This window comes from Noviluteimonas gilva, assembly GCF_009740395.1.
GTDB lineage: Bacteria > Pseudomonadota > Gammaproteobacteria > Xanthomonadales > Xanthomonadaceae > Noviluteimonas > Noviluteimonas gilva.
On the sequence record NZ_WOXT01000001.1, the window covers coordinates 714,551 to 731,755 of the forward strand.

General features: G+C 67.5%; 15 protein-coding genes. 4 read left to right on the forward strand and 11 right to left on the reverse strand.

Annotated features, from left to right (window positions below):
- Positions 1 to 33: 33 nt before the first annotated feature.
- Together hemH and GN331_RS03280 are read left to right on the forward strand one after the other, a co-directional pair.
- On the forward strand, positions 34 to 1,005 hold the full coding sequence (gene hemH, locus GN331_RS03275) for a ferrochelatase (RefSeq protein ID WP_156640275.1): 972 nt from the start codon (positions 34 to 36) through the stop codon (positions 1,003 to 1,005).
- Positions 1,002 to 1,874, forward strand: coding sequence for an alpha/beta fold hydrolase (locus GN331_RS03280; protein ID WP_156640277.1), 873 nt, complete (start codon positions 1,002 to 1,004; stop codon positions 1,872 to 1,874). Before hemH ends, GN331_RS03280 begins: the two co-directional genes overlap by 4 nt.
- On the opposite strand, the gene GN331_RS03285 is transcribed toward GN331_RS03280, so the two are convergent.
- The 5 genes from GN331_RS03285 to GN331_RS03305 form a co-directional block, all read right to left on the reverse strand.
- Positions 1,846 to 2,352, reverse strand: coding sequence for a hypothetical protein (locus tag GN331_RS03285; RefSeq protein ID WP_156640279.1), 507 nt, complete (start codon positions 2,350 to 2,352; stop codon positions 1,846 to 1,848). The two genes, GN331_RS03280 and GN331_RS03285, sit on opposite strands and share 29 nt — an antisense overlap.
- A gap of 48 nt (positions 2,353 to 2,400) precedes the next feature.
- Positions 2,401 to 3,186, reverse strand: a complete 786-nt coding sequence (locus GN331_RS03290; RefSeq protein WP_156640280.1) for a M48 family metallopeptidase — start codon at positions 3,184 to 3,186, stop codon at positions 2,401 to 2,403.
- A 111-nt stretch (positions 3,187 to 3,297) separates the two neighbouring features.
- Positions 3,298 to 4,203 (reverse strand): recombination-associated protein RdgC, encoded by a 906-nt coding sequence (locus tag GN331_RS03295; protein WP_156640282.1) that lies wholly within the window; start codon positions 4,201 to 4,203, stop codon positions 3,298 to 3,300.
- Positions 4,204 to 4,263: 60 nt separating this feature from the next.
- On the reverse strand, positions 4,264 to 5,181 hold the full coding sequence (ttcA, locus tag GN331_RS03300) for a tRNA 2-thiocytidine(32) synthetase TtcA (RefSeq protein ID WP_156640284.1): 918 nt from the start codon (positions 5,179 to 5,181) through the stop codon (positions 4,264 to 4,266).
- Positions 5,182 to 5,236: 55 nt separating this feature from the next.
- Complete coding sequence (locus GN331_RS03305) at positions 5,237 to 5,938, reverse strand: NYN domain-containing protein (RefSeq protein ID WP_156640286.1); 702 nt, start codon at positions 5,936 to 5,938, stop codon at positions 5,237 to 5,239.
- A 234-nt stretch (positions 5,939 to 6,172) separates the two neighbouring features.
- Between GN331_RS03305 and GN331_RS03310 the strand changes: the two genes are divergently transcribed.
- Positions 6,173 to 6,355, forward strand: a complete 183-nt coding sequence (locus GN331_RS03310) for a YdcH family protein (RefSeq protein WP_156641218.1) — start codon at positions 6,173 to 6,175, stop codon at positions 6,353 to 6,355.
- 3 nt (positions 6,356 to 6,358) lie between these two features.
- Here the strand turns inward: GN331_RS03310 and plsB are convergent, their stop codons facing one another.
- The 5 genes from plsB to GN331_RS03335 all read right to left on the reverse strand — a co-directional run bounded on the left by plsB (position 6,359) and on the right by GN331_RS03335 (position 13,684).
- The gene (gene plsB, locus GN331_RS03315) at positions 6,359 to 9,169 is read right to left on the reverse strand and encodes a glycerol-3-phosphate 1-O-acyltransferase PlsB (protein WP_156640288.1); all 2,811 of its coding nucleotides are present in this window, start codon (positions 9,167 to 9,169) and stop codon (positions 6,359 to 6,361) included.
- Positions 9,169 to 10,089 carry a hypothetical protein gene (locus GN331_RS03320; RefSeq protein ID WP_156640290.1) on the reverse strand — a complete coding sequence of 307 codons (921 nt, stop codon included), beginning with the start codon at positions 10,087 to 10,089 and terminating at the stop codon, positions 9,169 to 9,171. The genes plsB and GN331_RS03320 overlap by 1 nt, the downstream gene beginning before the upstream one ends.
- A gap of 178 nt (positions 10,090 to 10,267) precedes the next feature.
- A complete protein-coding gene (locus GN331_RS03325; protein ID WP_156640292.1) occupies positions 10,268 to 11,158 on the reverse strand; it encodes a 5'-nucleotidase, lipoprotein e(P4) family in 891 nt (296 codons plus the stop codon).
- Between the two features lie 61 nt (positions 11,159 to 11,219).
- Positions 11,220 to 11,708: a GNAT family N-acetyltransferase gene (locus tag GN331_RS03330; RefSeq protein ID WP_156640294.1), complete on the reverse strand. Its 489-nt coding sequence runs from the start codon at positions 11,706 to 11,708 to the stop codon at positions 11,220 to 11,222.
- On the reverse strand, positions 11,705 to 13,684 hold the full coding sequence (locus tag GN331_RS03335; protein ID WP_156640296.1) for a UvrD-helicase domain-containing protein: 1,980 nt from the start codon (positions 13,682 to 13,684) through the stop codon (positions 11,705 to 11,707). Before GN331_RS03335 ends, GN331_RS03330 begins: the two co-directional genes overlap by 4 nt.
- Before the next feature lie 65 nt (positions 13,685 to 13,749).
- On the opposite strand from GN331_RS03335, the gene GN331_RS03340 reads away from it, so the two are divergent.
- Positions 13,750 to 14,373 carry a thymidine kinase gene (locus tag GN331_RS03340; RefSeq protein WP_156640298.1) on the forward strand — a complete coding sequence of 208 codons (624 nt, stop codon included), beginning with the start codon at positions 13,750 to 13,752 and terminating at the stop codon, positions 14,371 to 14,373.
- A gap of 4 nt (positions 14,374 to 14,377) precedes the next feature.
- Here GN331_RS03340 and GN331_RS03345 read toward each other — a convergent pair whose 3' ends face one another.
- Positions 14,378 to 17,203, reverse strand: coding sequence for a serine/threonine-protein kinase (locus GN331_RS03345; protein WP_156640300.1), 2,826 nt, complete (start codon positions 17,201 to 17,203; stop codon positions 14,378 to 14,380).
- Positions 17,204 to 17,205: the final 2 nt, after the last annotated feature.

Here is a 17,205-nt window from a genome sequence, read left to right on the forward strand (position 1 = left end):
CGAACCGACGCGCGCGCATGACATCCTATGCGCATGTCCGACGTCCGTCCCCCCAGCGCGGCCGACACCGCCATCGTCCTGGTCAACCTCGGTACGCCCGACGCGCCGACGCCCGTCGCGGTGCGTCGCTACCTCTCGCAGTTCCTGATGGACCCGCGCGTGGTGCAGATCCCGCGGGTGATGTGGTGGCCGTTGCTGCACTTCGTGATCCTGCCCCTGCGGAGTCGTCGCGTCGCGCACAAGTACGCGGAAATCTGGATGGCCGATGGCTCGCCGCTCGCGGTGTTCACGCGTCGGCTGGCCGCCGCGGTGCAGGCGCGCCTGCCGGAATCGCGCGTGGTGCATGCGATGCGCTACGGCCAGCCCGCGGTCGACGAGGTGCTCGCGGCTTTGCAACGCGACGGCGTGAAGCGCGCGGTGGTGCTTCCGCTGTATCCGCAGTATTCGACGACGACCACCGCGTCGGTCGACGATGCCGTCCGCCAATCCGGCGCGCTGCCCGCGCACGTGATCCGCGAATACCACCTCGATGCCGGGTGGTTGCAGGCCGCGGCCGATTCGATCCAGGCGCACTGGGACGCCAACGGTCGCGGCGATCGCCTCGTGTTCTCCTTCCACGGCTTGCCGCAACGCGTCGTCGACAACGGCGATCCGTATGCAGTGCAATGCGCGGCCAGCGTCGCGGCGATCGCGGGCCTGCTCGGCCTGCACGAGAACGACTACGTGCTCACGTTCCAGTCGCGCTTCGGCAAGGAGCGCTGGCTGGAGCCGGCGACGATCACGACGCTCGAATCGCTCGCGCGCAGCGGCGTGCGTCGCGTCGACGTCGTGTGTCCGGGGTTCGCGGTCGATTGCCTGGAGACGTTGGAAGAGATCGCGCAAACCAATGCCGACGCCTTCCGCGCCGCCGGCGGGCAGCGGTTCCAGTACATCCCCTGCCTCAACGATGCACCGGCGCACGCCGACGCACTCGCCGTGCTCGCTTCGAAGGCGCTGCGCGCATGAGCACCGCCGCGCCCTTGCGCGAGATCGTCCTCGAAACCCCATACGGGCGATTGACCGCATTGCGCGGCGGCACCGGCACGCCGGTGCTCGCGTTGCATGGCTGGCTCGACAACGCGGCGACCTTCGTCCCGCTGGCCGCGCATCTGCACGACATCGACCTCGTCGCGCTCGACCTGCCGGGCCACGGCACGAGCCCGCATCTTCCCGCGGGTTCGGACTACTCGCTCTCCGGCACCGTTCAAACGGTGCTCGATGCCGCCGACGCGCTGGGTTGGGAGCGCTTCGCCGTCCTCGGGCATTCGATGGGTGGCGCGATCGGCACGATCCTCGCGGCCGCCGCCCCCGAACGGGTGACGCGTTTCCTCGCGATCGAAGCCCTCGGCGCACTCGCCGATCGCGAAGACCGCACCGCGCAGCGCCTGCGCGAATCGATCGCCGCGCGTCGCGCGCTGGGGGGCAAATCGCTGCGCGTGTTTCCCGATCGCGAGACCGCGATCCGCGCACGCATGCAGGCCAACGATCTCAGCGAGCCGGTCGCGCGCCTGCTCGTCGAACGCGGCACGCGCGCGGTGGACGGTGGCTGGGTCTGGAGCAGCGATCCGCGTCTGACGGTCGCCACCGCCGTGCGCATGACCGAAGGCCAGGTGCGCGACCTCATCGCGCACATCGAATGTCCGGTGCGCGTGCTCTACGCCGATCCGGCGCCGCCGTATTTCCCCGAAGGCATGCGTCGCGAACGCGCCGCCGTGCTGCGCAACGGTGAAGCGGTGGTGCTGTCCGGCACGCACCACCTGCACATGGAAGATCCGCGCGGCATCGCCGATGCGATCGGCGGCTTTTTTACTGCTGCTTCCCCAACTGCAGGTTGAGCTTCACGCCCGGCTCGCCGTCATCGGCGAACGACACCGTGGCCTGGCGCTTGTCCTTCTCGTACATCGTGACGTGCTGGCCTTCGGCGGCCTGCATCGACAGCGTCTGCTTCCAGCCTTCGGTCGCCATCTTCTTCCCGCTCGCATCCGTGAGCGCAGCCAAGTCACCGGGCACGTCGAGCTGCACGACCATCACGTCCTGCATCTGCATGACGCTGAGGACCTTGAACTTCGACGGCAGGTAGACGTCTTTCGGGAACTCGACCGGAAGCGTGGCCGCATCGCCGCCGGCGATCCGCATCTTCTGGCCGTCCTTGGACTCGATGGTGACTTCGCCGGATTTGGCGTCGACATTGGCCTTCTGGCCCGTCGCGCGTTCGATCGCAGCCTCGGCCGCGCGCTCGCTCGGCGACTTGCCGCAGGCGACGAGCGCGAGCGACACCAGGCCCACGGAGAGGATCAGGGAGGCGTTGCGCATGCCGGCGATTCCAGTGTTCGGAGACTTCGGAAAACGGTGCGAACGCGATCAACCGGCCAGCAGCGAACGCAGCGTGGCCTTCAGGCGCCGCCCGTCGGCGTGGAAGTAATCGCGTTCTTCGCGCCATGCGGGGAAGCGCATTTCGACCTCGTGCCAGAACGCACGCGAGTGATCGGCGCGCAGCAGATGGCAGAGCTCATGCACGAGCACGTACTCGAACGCCGAAGGCCGCGCGAGCACGAGGGCGAGATCGAGCGCGACCACGCCGTTCGGCGCGAGCGAACCCCACTGCGACGACATCACCTTGAACTGCACGCGACGCGGCGGACGCGGCAACGACGGCAAGTATTTCGGCAACCAGCGCCCGATGTCCGTGCGCGCCTGGCCTTCGTAGAAATCGCGCAGCGCGCGGCGCATCGCGGTTTCGGTCGCGCGCGATGTCGTGCGGAAAACCGCTTCGCCGGCGAGCGCGTCGAATTCCAGCGACGTGAAGCGCCCTTCGGCCCAACGCAACGGAATCTCCGCACCGCGCAAGGGCAGCGACGTGGTGATGTCGCGCTGCAGCGCCGGCAGGCCTTGCAATGTGTAGCGTTCGAGTTGCTCGGCGAGCCACGTGCGATGTTCGGCGAGGAAGCGTTCGCCCGACACCAGGCTCGCGCGCTGCGGCAGCGTCAGGCGCGCACCGCGTTCGTCGACCGAGAGGCGAAGGCGGCGCGCGCGCGGATTGCGCACGCGCTGGATTTCGATTCGTCGTCCGTCCTCGAGCTCGAGCGACGTGACGTCGCGTTCGATGACGGGGGGACGCGGCGCCAGCAGGCGACGGAGATGGGGCATCAGTTCGTGCGCGGAAGACGTCGGGGGACGCGGCGATTGTAGGGTCGCGCGCAGGGAAAGTGTGTCGATGGCGCCGCACGGATTGCGTGCGGCGCACGTTCCACGCGAGGATCAGTCTTCGACGCGCGAGATCTTCAGCGCAGGCTCGAGCACGTTGAACAGCCGCTTGGCTTCGGCGGCCATGAGCGCGAAGCGCGCATCGAGTTCGGCGCGGACGTCGTCGCGTTCGGTGGATTCCAGCGCATCGACCGCGCCGTCGAGCAGCTTGAACTTGCGCACCACGAGGTCTTCGCCGAGGACGAAGGAGACGTGGTCGTCCAGCGTGAGCGCCAGGCGCGTGACCTGCTTGCCCGATTCCAGGTGCTTTGCGATCTCGTCGCCCTGCAGTTCCTGCCGCTGGCACTTCACGACCGCGCCCTTGTCGGCGGCGTCCTTGAGCTCGCATTCGTCGCCGATGGACAGGCCTTCGGGCAGCGGTTCGCCGGCGACCCACCCGGTCAGGATGCTGCGCGGCGCGACTTCTGCATTGACCGGCAGCGCGGGGAAGCTGCCCAGCGCGTGACGGATTTCGCTGACGACGTTCTCGGCCGACTTGCGTGAAGACGAATCGACGATGCACAGACCGTGCCCGAGATCGAGCAGCGCGTCCGTGCGACCGGGGCGCACGAAGGCGCGCGGCAACAACTCGTGGACGAGGTCTTCCTTCAGCCGCTTGCGCGCGCGTCCGCCGGGCTTGCGGCCCTCCTTCTTCTCGATTTCCTCGAGCTTGCGCGAGAGCAGGTCGTTCACGACCGCGCCCGGCAGCAGTTTGTCCTCGGTGCCCACGCTCAGCCAGATCGCATCGGAAATGCGATGCGACAGCGCTTCGCCATCGCGCCCGAAGGGCGAGACGAAGCCGCGCGAGGACAACTCCAGCGCGCCGACGGGCTTGAGCGCGCATTCGCCCAGGCGGGCTTCGAGTTCGGAAAAGTCGAGGGAAGTGGGGAAGCGGAACAGCGTCAGGTTGCGAAAGAACATCGAGATCCTAGAAAAGCGTCATTCCCGCAAGCGCGGAAATGGAGAACAAGGGAAAGGAGTTTACGCGTCGAGATCGACGCCGTCGCCGGCGACATCATCCTCGCGCCCGTCGCCCGACAACCACGCGTGCGCATCCGGCAGCGGCGCATCGCCCCGCGCGCCGAGCGCCAGGAAGTCGAACAACTTCGGATCGCTCAATTGCGAGGGTCGCACGTCGCCGAGCGCGCGCGCGATGGTTTCGATGCGGCCGGGAGATTCCTTCTCCCATTGCGCCATCATCTTCTGCACCTGCTTGCGCTGCAGGTTTTCCTGCGATCCGCACAAATTGCACGGGATGATCGGGAAGCCGCGCGATTGAGCATAGGTCGCGATATCCGCCTCGCGCACATAGGCCATCGGGCGGATGACGATGTGTTTTGCGTCGTCGGAGCGCAACTTGGGCGGCATGCCGGCCAACTTCGCGTGGAAGAACATGTTCAGGAAGAACGTGGCGACCAGGTCGTCGCGATGGTGGCCGAGCGCGATCTTCGTGAAGCCTTCGGCCTCCGCATGCGCATACAACGCACCGCGGCGCAGGCGCGAACACAGCGAGCACATCGTCCTGCCCTCGGGCACGACGCGCTTGACCACCGAGTACGTGTCCTGCTCGAGGATCGTGTAGGGCACGCCGATCGACTCGAGGTATTCCGGCAACACGTGCGCGGGGAAGTCGGGCTGCTTCTGATCCAGGTTGACCGCGTGCAGGTCGAAGCGCACCGGCGCCTTCTCGCGCAGCTGCAGCAGGAGGTCGAGCATCGTGTAGCTGTCCTTGCCGCCGGACAGGCACACCATCACCTTGTCGCCCTCCTCGATCATCCCGAAATCCGCGATCGCCCGGCCCACCTGATGCCGCAGGCGCTTGGCCAGCCGCACCCGCTCGTGCGCGATGCGACGCACGCGAGGCTGGGGTTCGATCAGGGGCAGCGGGATCGTGGACATGGGGGCGGAGCGGCGAGCGATTCCGCATTCTACCAAGCAGCTTTCAGCGTTCCCGCTACCAGTGCGCGGGTCGGCGGATCGGTTTGCGGACGGTCGCGACAACGGGTGGAAGCTGCGATCGCGCGAGCTCGTCATCCAGCAGGTGATGCCGGGTCCAATGGGCGAAGCTCGCGAGCTCGCGCGCAGCGCTGCGGATTTCCCCGGCCCGGGACGGGGACCGCGGCGCCACCACGCCGAGCCGGATGTGCGGGAAATCCTCGCGGATCGCCCTCAGGACGGGCGCGGCATCGCGGTCGTTGGAACACAAAACCTGCTGCTGCAACGCGCCCTTCGAAGCGTCGCGGTACATCGCCAGTGCGATGTTGACCTCGGTCTGCTTCTCTTCGATTTTCCAGACACGCACGCGGTCCTGGCGGTCGAATTGCACGCCCGGGATGCAGCGCGGAAGCATCACCCCCGCACGATTGAAGTGATGCGCGCCGAGCTCAATCGCCACGCGTGCGGCATGGCGCCGCTCGAGCGCGCGATGGTAGTCCTGCTGCGCAAGGACTGCCGCGTCGCCATTCGTGGCGAATCTGGCGAGCGCCGGGGCGGAGAAGTAGCGCACGAACGACAGGAGCGCTTGCGGCTCCTGCTCATGCAACAAGGCTTCGAAAAGCGCCACTAGATCCAACCACTTGTATGGCGTACCGCGCAGGCGCCCGTAGTAGAGGTTGTAGCCGTCGACATAGACGGCCGTGGCGAGCGTTGCATCCATGCGGGAACTCCCAAATGAAAAAACCGCCCGAAGGCGGTTTTTTCGTCCCAGGGCGGGGTGCCGGTGGATTGGCAGCGCCTAGGGAGGAGTTGTGAAAAGCATGCTAGGCCTCTCGCGAACACGCTGCAAGCGGCGCCCGCCTATGATCAGGGCGCGATTCGTCGCCAGCGACCGCCGACTGGGATTACAGTCGCACCCGTGACCCAACAGAACGACCCCGGGGAACTCGCCCGCATGGCCCAGCGCGTGATCGAGCTCAAGCTCGAGCACCGCGACCTCGACGCCGCGATCCTGCGGCTCCAGGCCGATGCGGACGCCGACGAACTCACGGTCAAGCGCCTGAAGAAACGCAAGCTGCAGTTGAAGGACTGCATCGCGAAGCTGGAATCGGCGCTGATCCCCGACGAACCGGCGTAAGGCCTACTGCGGTGCGTCGGGCGTGTTCGTGGCCGGCGGCGCAGCTTCCGTCGCAACCGGTGCGGCCTTCGACGCGGCTTCAGGACTGATCTTCTCGATCGTGTGGCGCAATTCGCGGCCCAGGATGATGCGCGCGTCCTTCGCCCAGGCGTCCAGGCGTTCGTCGAACATCAGCTTGCCCGCTTCGTTCGGCCACACCATGCGCAGCTCGCGCATCTTCTGGATGAAGCTGCGGAACAGCGTGCGGTCGAAGAATTCCGGCGCCGCCGGTGCGTACAACAGCGACAGGCGTTGCGCGGCGAGTTGGCACAGGCCTTCGAGTTCGCCCGCCGACACGGTGCCCGCGCCGTTCTTCACCAGCACCGAGATCGCGATGTAATAGCGCTCGAAGGCCTGTTGCAGCGAGTGGCCGATCGCGCGGATGCGGAAGACTTCGTCGGTCTGCCCGGCGCTGCGCGAGAGGATGCCGCCTTCGTCTTCGCTCACGTGCTTGAGCAGGCCTTCGCGCACGAAGACATCGATCGTGCGATCGATGCGTTCTGCGAATTCGTCCTCGTCCCACGGCAGGAACAACTCCGCCTTGAGGAACGGGTACACCGTGCGGCCCAGGCGCTGCACCATCGTGCGCGACAGGCGACGGTTGTTGAGGAAGCACACCGCGATCCACGCCGATGCCGTGAACAGGTGCAGCACGTTGTTGCGGTAATAACTCATCAAGCCCGCGGTGTCGCCGTCCACGCTCAGCACGTCGCCGAGCGGATGCGCGGTGCGCGAGAGCATGTTGATTTCTTCGCCGTGCGCGATGATCTGCTCGGGCGTGTGCGGCGTGACCGTCACCAACGACGAATACGGCACGTCGCTCAGCAGCGTCTTGGACAGCGCGATCTGCGCGAGCAGGTCGGACTCGCCCATCGCGTGCTTGGGCGTGGACAGCAGCGCCATCGCGAGCAGGTTGATCGGGTTCACGTCCGCGGCGCGGTTGATGTTGACCTGGATCTTCACCGCGGTCGCATCGACCGTGTCCGACAACCAATCCGGACGATCGTCTTCGTCCAGCGGCGAGCCATCCCACGCGGGCGCGTGTTCGGCCAGCATGTCGTTGAGGCGAATCGGCTCGCCGAAATTCACCACGACCTGCCCGTAGTTGCTGCGCAGCACGCCAGGGATGCTCATGAGCAACTGCCAGATCGATTCCTTCTGCTTGGGCTTGCCGATCAACTCGTCGAGATAGCTGTCGCCTTCGAGCAGTTTTTCGTAGCCGATGTACACCGGCTGGAACAGCACCGGGCGCGTGGGCTGGCGCACGAAGGCGCGCACCGTCATCGCGACCATGCCACCCTTCGGCGGCAACAGGCGGCCCGTGCGCGAGCGCCCGCCTTCGATGAAGTATTCGATCGAATAACCGCCCGCGACCAGCTGCGAGACGTACTCGGTGAACACCGCCGAATACAGCGCGTTGCCGCGGAAACTGCGGCGCAGGAAGAACGCGCCGCCGCGACGCAGGATCGGCCCGATCACCGGCAGGTTGAGGTTGATGCCCGCGGCGATGTGCGGCGGCACGATGCCCTTGGTGTAGAGCAGGTAGCTCAACAACAGGTAGTCCATGTGGCTGCGATGGCAGGGCACGTAGACGACTTCGTGGCCAGGCGCGTTCTGCTTCACCGCTTCGAGGTGATGCACGAGTACGCCGCGGTAGATGCGGTTCCACACCGTCGCGAGCAGGAAGCTCGCCGAGCGCACCACCGGATGCGAGTAGTCGGCGGCGATCTCGTAGATGTAGGCGTGCGCCTTCTTCCAGGCTTCGGCCTTGCCCTTCTCGGGGTTCGACGGATTCTCGCGGCGCGCCTGGTCGGCGATGGCTTCCTTCACCGAATCGGCGGACAGCACCTGGTCGGCGAGCAGGCGGCGCGTCGAAAGATCGGGACCGATGATCGCCGAACGAATGCGGCGGAAATGCGCGCGCAACACGCGCGAGAGCTTGCGCACCGTGCGTTCGGGATCCAGGCCTTCTTCGACCGCCGCGCGCACGGGCACGGGCGGCGCGAATTGCACCGTCGTCGAGCGCCCGTTGAGCAGGATCGCGAGCAGCCGGCGGAAACGGCCGACGATCGTCCAGTTTTCGGAGAACAGCACCGAGAACCAGCCACTGTGTTTGTCCGGTGCGCGGCCGACGAAGATCGAGACCGGCACGAGTTGCACGTCGAGCGCGGCGTCGTCGCGATGCGCCTGCAACAGGCGCGCGAGCGAACCGGAGTGCGTCTTGTGTTCGGGGCCCGGCGACAGGCCGAGCACCTTCAGCGGATTGGCGTTGCGGCGGCGCGAGAGCGCGACGTACGCGCGCTTGCGTCCGAGCGGATCGCCCGGCATCGGCTGCAACGGCGACGGCAGGCCGGCTTCGCGGCACGCGCGTTCGAGGATCAGCGCGTTCGACAGGCCGTAGTCTTCGAGCACATAGCAGATCGGGCGGCCGTCGGCCCAGTCGCCGGGAACGCGCGGTTCGAGTTCCAGGCCGATCCAGGGTTCGAGCAGCTTGCCCATCAGGCGCGCCCAGAGCGGCGGGCGGGCACCGACGGGATTGGACGAGCCGTCGCGCGGCGGAATCGGCGCGGCCGCGGCCGTGTCATCGGCCGGCGGTGGCGGCGTGTCGAGGGGCAACTCCGGCGCGTCGTGCGCGGCCGTGGCGTCCTCGGGAACCGGGTTGGAAGGCAGGTCGCGCGCGGGCGCTTCCGCTTCCGGCGACGGCGTTGCGGCCGGCGGCGGGGTGGGCGGATCGTCGAAGAGCGGGAGGTTGGGCTGGTTCGGCATCGCCGCCATTATGGCGAAGGCGCCGTCGAGGGGGTCGAGGCGGCCGCAGGGAGCCCCGGCGCGCGGACCGCGGGGCCTTCCAGCGACGCCTCTGCATTGCGCAGGTAGTCGGCCAGGTACCAGCGGCCGCCGATGCGTTGCACGTCGAGCACCGTGTCGACCTGTTCGCCCGCGAGCAGATAGCGCACGCGCACGCGGGCGGTGTCGCCGGTCTGCTGGACGAGCGTGGCTTCCAGACCGTCGAAGGTCGCGTCGAGGTTCAGTCCATAGCTGCCGAAGACCTGCTTGGTCGCGGCGAGGAACGGCCCGAGGCGTTCGAGCGATTCATCCATGCCGTGGTTGGCGAAGTCTTCCGGCGCCGCGATCCCGGTCTCCGCCGCGGCCGTCGAGAGGATTGCGATCGCGCGGCGTGCGCGCTTGGTGTCCGACAACGGCGCCTGCCCCGCCCAGCGGCTCAACGCGGTGATCGTTTGCGTGTAGTGGTCGCGTTCGGCGGCGCTGTAGTCGCCTTCGTTGCGGAAGTACTGCACGCCGAACACGCCGAGCGAAGTCGCGGTCGAGCGCAGTTCGTCGGCGGAATTCGCGAACTGGCCATCGAACGTGCGCTGCAGGTCGGTGCGTGCATTCGGCTGCGACAACGCGGCGAGCATCGCGGGCAGGCGATCGTCGAGCGGCAACTCGTCGAGCGGCCAGCGGCTGCGGCCGGTGCGCCACGCGGTTTCCAGGCGCGCGTGCAGCGGCGGCGGAACCGCGACCGTCGCGAAGCCCGCGAGATCGTTCGCGCGCAGGCGATCGACGAGCGCGCGCACCGCCTGCGCGGGACGCTCGGCACCGGGTTGTGGCGGCGGCGCCTTCGCGCACGCCGCAAGCAAGGCGGCGGCGACGACGGAGGCGGCGAGACGGGGGACGAGCTTCGAACTGATCTGCATGGCGCGGATCATCCCCCATCTTTCCAAAGAAAAAGGAGGCCGAAGCCTCCTTCAAAAATCCGGACGAGCCGGAAGACATCGGTTGTGGCATGGCGCCGGGCAAGCCCGGATGGACGCAGGCTAGCCCAGCGGCCGTACCTGATGCAATACCTGAATTATGGTGGCGCAAGCCATTGATTCAATTGGCCGGATCGAGCGCGGCTTCCTTCTTCGCGCGGCGTTCGATGGCCGGCTGGCGCCAGTCGTTGTCGAACAGCGCCGGCTCCCAGGACCCGTACATCGGGTTGGGCAGCACGAACCAGCGCTCGCCGATCCAGTCCGCGTACGGCGCCACAGCCGCGCGGCGGCCGTCGGGCGTGTTGGCGACGATCTGCACCAGATCGCCGACCTGGTCGCCGAACTGCATCAGCACGCGATACGCGCGACCCACGAGCTGGCGACGGCACGATTTCTCCGATCCTTCCTGCTCGCAACCGTCGACGACGGTGCCCAGACCCAGCACCTGATCGTCGCTCGCGACCGGGAATCCTGCGCTGCGCAGATTCGCGATCGTCGCTTCGGTCAGGCTCGCATCGCGATTGGTGATGTAGAAAACGGTGACGCCCTGCTTCGCCGCCGCGCCGAGGAATTCCGCCGCGCCGGGCAAGGCCTTCGCCTTGCGCTCCTCGACCCACTTGCCCCACTGCGCTTCGTTGAAGCCGCGGTGTTCGAGGATCTGCCGCACCGAAGCCGGCGCGTTGTCGAGCACGGTCTCGTCGACGTCCACGATGATCGCGGGCTTGAGCCCCTTCACCGGCGTCGTGCGGTCTTCCTTCGGCAGCGCATCCCACGTCTTGTCGGCGAGCGCGGCCTTCAACTGCTGGCCGGCCGCGCGATACACGGTGCGATAGACGAGGTCGCGTTCGGCGGAGGTCTGGTACCACGCGACGGCGTTGAGCGCGTCGTCGGCCGGCGGCGTGTCCTGCGCCGCGACGGGGGTCGCGACGGGCGTCGGCGCCGTCGTGTCGGCGGTGGTCGCGCAACCCGCGAGCGCGAGCGTCAGGGCGGTGGCGAGGACGGCAAAACGCATGCGGCGGGCCTGGCGGCGAAAGGGGCGGCGAGTGTAGCCGAGCGCCCGCGACGAACGAATGTCAGCCAGGCGCGCGCTGCAACGACACGCGCTTGCCGCCCGGCAAGGCTTGCGTGCCGACTTCGGCGAACCCGTAGCGCGCGTGGAATCGACGCGAGGCTTCGTTCGGTGGATCGATGTCGAACTCGCAGGTCACGCTCGACACATGCGCGTCGCGCGCGAAGGCGAACAGATCGTCGTACAGCCGCGCACCGAACCCGCGACCCTGGTGCGCCTGCGCAACGACGACGCGATCGACATAGAGAAACGCTTCGTACCGCGCATCGAACCACCGGTAGTTGACGCTGTCGTAGTCGGCACCCTCACGGAATGCGAGCAGGAAGGCGACCACCACGCCGTCTTCGTCCACCACGCGCCCGTAGGCCGATTGCGCGAGCAGATGCGCGTAACGCGCCGCATCCATCGGGCTGAGCACGGCTTCCGATTCGAGATTGAGCGCCAGGATCGCAGGCGTATCGGCAGCGACGATGTTGCGCACGCGCAGGCTCATGCGTCGAGCAACGCGCGAATGGCGGCGAAGCCCGCGCTCGCGCGTTCCTTCTTCTGCGACGCATCGGCTTCCGGATCGGCGCCGTCGCGCTGCACTTCGGCGGCGGGCAGCTCGTCGATGAAGCGGCTCGGCAGCAAGCGCTGCTTCTCGCCCCATCGCTGCGCCTCGCGCGAATGCGAGAGCCACAACTGCTCCTTCGCGCGCGTGATGCCGACGTACATCAGGCGGCGTTCTTCGTCGATGCGGCCCTCTTCGATCGACGCGTCGTGCGGCAAGTTGCCGTCTTCGACGCCGACGATGAAGACGTAGCGGAATTCCAGGCCCTTCGCCGCATGCAGCGACATCAGGCGCACCTGGTTGCCCGCGTCTCCCTTGTCGGCGTGCGAGAGCAGCGCGAGCGCGGCCGCGAGTTCACCGGGACCCGAGGTCTTCGGCCCATCGAACCAATCGGCGAGTTCGTCGAGGTTCTGGCGGCGACGCAGGAACGTCGCTTCATCCTTGCACTGCGCGCGCACCATCGCGAGCAGGCCGGACTTCTCGTTGAGCTTGCGCACGAGTTCGGCCGGCGGCATGCGCGCCGCATCGCTGCGCAAACCCTTCAGCAAATCCGCGAGCGCCTGCAGCGAGTTCGCCGCGCGCGGCTGGAGTTGCTTCAAAAGACCGACCGATTCGGACGCGCGCGACAAAGGCAGATGCGCCTGGTGCGCCATTTCGGCGAGCTTGGCGAGTGTCGTCGCGCCAACGCCGCGATTGGGCGACTGCACCGCGCGCAGGAACGCCGCGTCGTCTTCGGGATTGGCGATACAACGCAGCCACGCCATCGCATCCTTCACTTCACCGCGGTCGAGGAACGCCGTGCCGCCGGTCAGGTGATAGGGCACGCGCAACAACTGCATCGCCTTTTCCAACGCACGCGACTGATGATTGCCGCGGAACAGGACGCAGAAATCGCTCCACGGCGCACCACGCGATTGGTTGAAGAAGTGGATCTGGTCGGCGACCTTCTCCGCTTCATGCGCGCTGTCGCGGCATTCCCACACGCGGATGCGCTCGCCGTCGGCCTGGTCGCTCCACAGCGTCTTGGGATGCTCGTGCGGATTGTTGGCGATCAGCGCGTTCGCCGCGCGCAGCACGCGATTGCTGCAGCGGTAGTTCTGTTCGAGCTTGACGATCTTCAGCGCGGGATAGTCGCGTCCGAGTTCAAGCAGGTTGTCCGGATTGGCGCCGCGCCAGGCGTAGATCGACTGGTCGTCGTCGCCCACGCAGGTGAAATCGCCGCGCGGGCCGGCGATCGCCTTGAGCAGGCGGTACTGCGCGTCGTTGGTGTCCTGGCATTCGTCGACGAGCAGGTAGCCGATGCGTTCGCGCCACGCGAGCACGGCTTCTTCGTCGGATTCCAGCAACTGCACGGGCAGGCGGATGAGGTCGTCGAAGTCGACGGCGTTGAACGCGGTCAAACGTTGCTGGTAGCGCGCGTAAAGCGCGGCGGCTTCGCGTTCGCGAACGCTCTGCGCGGCTTCGGCGGCCTGCTCGGGCGAAAGGCCGGCGTTCTTCGCGCGCGAGATCAGGTTCTTCGCGGCTTCGAGCACGTCGGGCTTGCTGCCGGGCGGCAACAGGTCCTTCAACTGCGCCGTGCTGTCGTCGGCATCGAAGATCGAAAACCCGCGACGCAGGCCGAGCTTGACGTGCTCGATCTGCAACAGCTTCAGCCCGAGCGCATGGAAGGTGCAGATCGTAAGGCCTTCGGCCGCGTCGCCCTTGATCCGCTTGGCCACGCGCTCCTTCATCTCGCGCGCGGACTTGTTGGTGAAGGTGATCGCCGCGATACGGCGCGCCGGCATGCGCCCGGAGGTGATGAGGTGCGCGATCTTCTCCACGATCACGCGCGTCTTGCCGCTGCCTGCACCCGCCAGCACCAAGAGCGGACCGTCGACGTGCGCGACAGCCTGGCGTTGGGGAGGATTGAGGCCGTGCAAGGGAGCTCCGTGGTCGGGCGCGGGGCGGCGCAGTTTAGCCGGTCTGGTCCCGCATAATTGCGTCCATGGCCAAGCTCTATTTCTACTACTCCGCGATGAATGCGGGGAAGACCACGACCCTGCTGCAGTCCGCGCACAACTACCGCGAACGCGGCATGCGCGTGCTCATCTTCACGCCCGCGCTGGACGACCGCGCCGGCAAGGCGGGCCTGGTCGCCTCGCGCATCGGGTTGCAGTCCGAAGGCGTCGCATTCGGTCGCGGCGACGACCTGCAGGCCCGCGTGGAGGCGGACATCACCGCGCACGGCAAGCTCGATTGCGTACTGGTGGACGAAGCGCAGTTCCTCACCAAGCCGCAGGTGTGGCAATTGAGCGAAGTCGTCGACCAATTGCGCATCCCCGTGCTCTGTTACGGCTTGCGCACGGATTTCCGCGGCGAGTTGTTCGAAGGCAGCCAGTACCTGCTCGCCTGGGCGGACGAACTCACCGAAATCAAGACGATCTGCCACACCGGCAAGAAGGCGACGATGACCGTGCGCATCGACGGGCAGGGCCACGCGGTCTCGGCCGGCCCGCAGGTGGAGATCGGCGGCAACGATCGCTACGTGTCGGTCTCGCGCGCGGAGTTCAAGAAGGTGATGCGCGGGGAAGGCACGATCGATCCGATGCAGCCTTCGCTGCTGGACTGAGCGCCTACTGCATCGACGGCGGTGCGCACGCCGTGCGGATCGCCGCCACTTCGCGCGGCAGGCGTCCGCCTTGCGGCAGGCTCGCGTGCAATTCGTTCGCCAGCGCGTCGAGATTCGCGCGCGCTTGCGCGGCGTCGGCGCCGCGGCACTCCGCTTCACCCAGGTAGGCGCGCGCGCGCCAGCGCAGATTGCGCGGTTCGCTGCCGCCCGTCGGGGCCGCGGTGGCCATGCGTTGCAGGGTTGCGATGGCCTTGGCGTCGCCGTCGCGCGCCTGTTCGCGCGCCAGCGACAGTTCCATCGCCTGCGTGTCCATCGCGGGCTGCCCTTCGGCATTGCGCGACAACGTGGCCGCGCGCGACAGGCGCGCCTTCGCACCGGCGTGGTCGCCTTCGGTGGCGAGGATCAGACCGTGCGCATATTCGACGTCCGCCACGAACGGATGCTTCAACCCGAGCTGCGCGACCGCCAGTTGCGCGGCCTGCGCGACTTCGGCGCGCGCTTCATCCACGCGTCCGAGCGCCTGCAACACCTGCGCATGTTCGGCCATCGCGCGCACCATGCGCGTGCGCGCCGACGACGTGCGCCAGATCGCGACCGCCTGCCCGAGATCGCGTTCGGCTTCCTCCAGTCGACCCTGCTCCCACGCCAGCATGCCCAGCGTGTAGAAACTCGCGCCGACATCGACGTGTCGCTCGCCCACGCGTTCGATCAGCAGCGGCGTGGTGTCGCGCAGATCGCGCTCGGCGACGTCGAGCCAGCCTTGCTCCATGTACACCGACGCGCGCTGGCGATGCAGTGCGAGCGTCGTCGGGTGGCGTTCGCCGAGCAGTTCGGCCGACAGCGCGAGTGCGGCGTCGACCGATTTCGCGGCTTCGCCCGGCAGGCCCTTTTCGCGCAGCAGGATCGCGATGCGGCGATGGATCTGGATCGCGAGCGGATGCCGTTCGCCCACGCGTTGCTGCAGGAAGGCCAATGCGTTGCGCAGGCTTGCGAGCGCGACGTCGGACTTGCCCGCGTCGGCGTCGACGTTGGCCAGGTCGAACAGGTTTTCCGCAACCCCCGCTTCGTCGTCGAGCGTTTCGCGACGGATCGTCATCGAGTACTCGAGCAACTGCCGCGCACCATTGAACTCGCCCACGGTGCTGCGGCAGCGCGCGAGTTGCGAATAGAACTCGGCGACCTGCGCGGGCAATTGCGATTGCTCGCGGCGCGCGCGTTCCATCCACGGCTGCATCGCATCGATGCACTTGCGCGGGTCGTCCAACTGCCGATGCGCGAGGCCCTGCTGCGTGGCCGCTTCGATCTGCAGGCTTGCCGGCGCGTCGTCGCCGACGGACTTGAGGATCTCCGCCTGGCGATTGAGCAACGACATCGCTTCGGGATAATCGCCCAGGCCCAACCGCAGGCGCGCGATGATGCCGAACACTTCGGCGCGCGCGAGCGGTTGCCGCGCGAGTTCGCTGTTGGCGCGCACGATGCCGTTGTCGAGCAGCGAGCGCATGTCGATCGCATCGTCGCGCGGCGCCGCGCCGGCGCCTTCGAACAGGCCGATGACGAAATCCTGCAATGCCTGCGCGCGTGCGGTTTCCTGCACCGCCTGTTGTCCCTGCCACGCGACGATGGTGAGCGCCGCGCCGAGCACGCCGGTCACGACGATGCCGGTCGCCAGCGCCCAGCGATGGCGGATGACGTACTTGCGCAGGCGATAGCCGACGCTCTGCGGACGCGCGAGCACCGGCTTGCCGGCGAGATAACGCTCCAGGTCCAGCGACATCGCTTCGACCGACGGATAACGCTGCTCCGGCTTCTTCGCCAGCGCCTTGAGCACGATGTTGTCGAGATCGCCGGTGACGTTGCGCGCGCGACGCCGCAGCATCGGCGTGTCGCCATCGCCCGCGTCGGCCTGGCGTTGCAGCGCGGACGACGGTTTGGTCGGATCGCCCTGCAGGATCGCTTCTTCCCACTCGGCGTCGGTCTGGCGCTTGAGGCGATAGGGTTTGGCGTCGGCGAGCAATTCGTAGAGCACGACGCCGAGCGAATACACGTCGGTCATCGTCGACACGGGTTCGCCGCGCACCTGCTCGGGCGCTGCATAGTGCAGCGTGAACGCGCGCACGCCGGTGCGCGTCTGCTCCGGCGCGGCGAGGTCGGTGTCGATGAGTTTTGCGATGCCGAAGTCGAGCAGGCGCACGTCGCCGGCGGGCGTGACGAGGATGTTCGACGGTTTGAGGTCGCGGTGGACGATCAGGTTCGCGTGCGCGTGCGAGACCGCGTCGCACACCTGGTGGAACAGGTCGAGCCGCGATTCCAGCGAGAGGCGATGCGCGCGGCAGTAATCGGTGATCGGCTCGCCTTCGATGTATTCGAGCGCGAGATACGGCTGATGATCGTGGCTCATGCCCGCGTCGAGCAGGCGCGCGATGTGCGGATGCGCCAGGCGCGCGAGGATCTGTCGTTCGCGGGTGAAGCGCAGGCGCAGGTTCGGATCGACCAGGCCCGGGCGCAACAGCTTGAGCGCGACGCGACGCTGATACAGGCCGTCGGCGCGCGCGGCCAGCCACACCTGGCCCATGCCGCCTTCGCCGAGCATGCGTTCGAGGCGATACGGGCCGACTTCCACGCCGGGGCGCGGGCCGGGCAAGGGCGCGACGAGCGGCTCGGAGAGGAAGTCCTCGCGATCGGTTTCGAGCTTGAGCAGTTCTTCGAGGTCGTCCGCGGTCTGCGGATCCTCTTCGCGCATCAGGCGCAGGCTGCGTTCGCGTTCGTCGTCGTCCAGCTCGAACAGCGCATCGAGCAGCGGAGACAACCGTTGCCAGCGCTCGGGGTCCATCA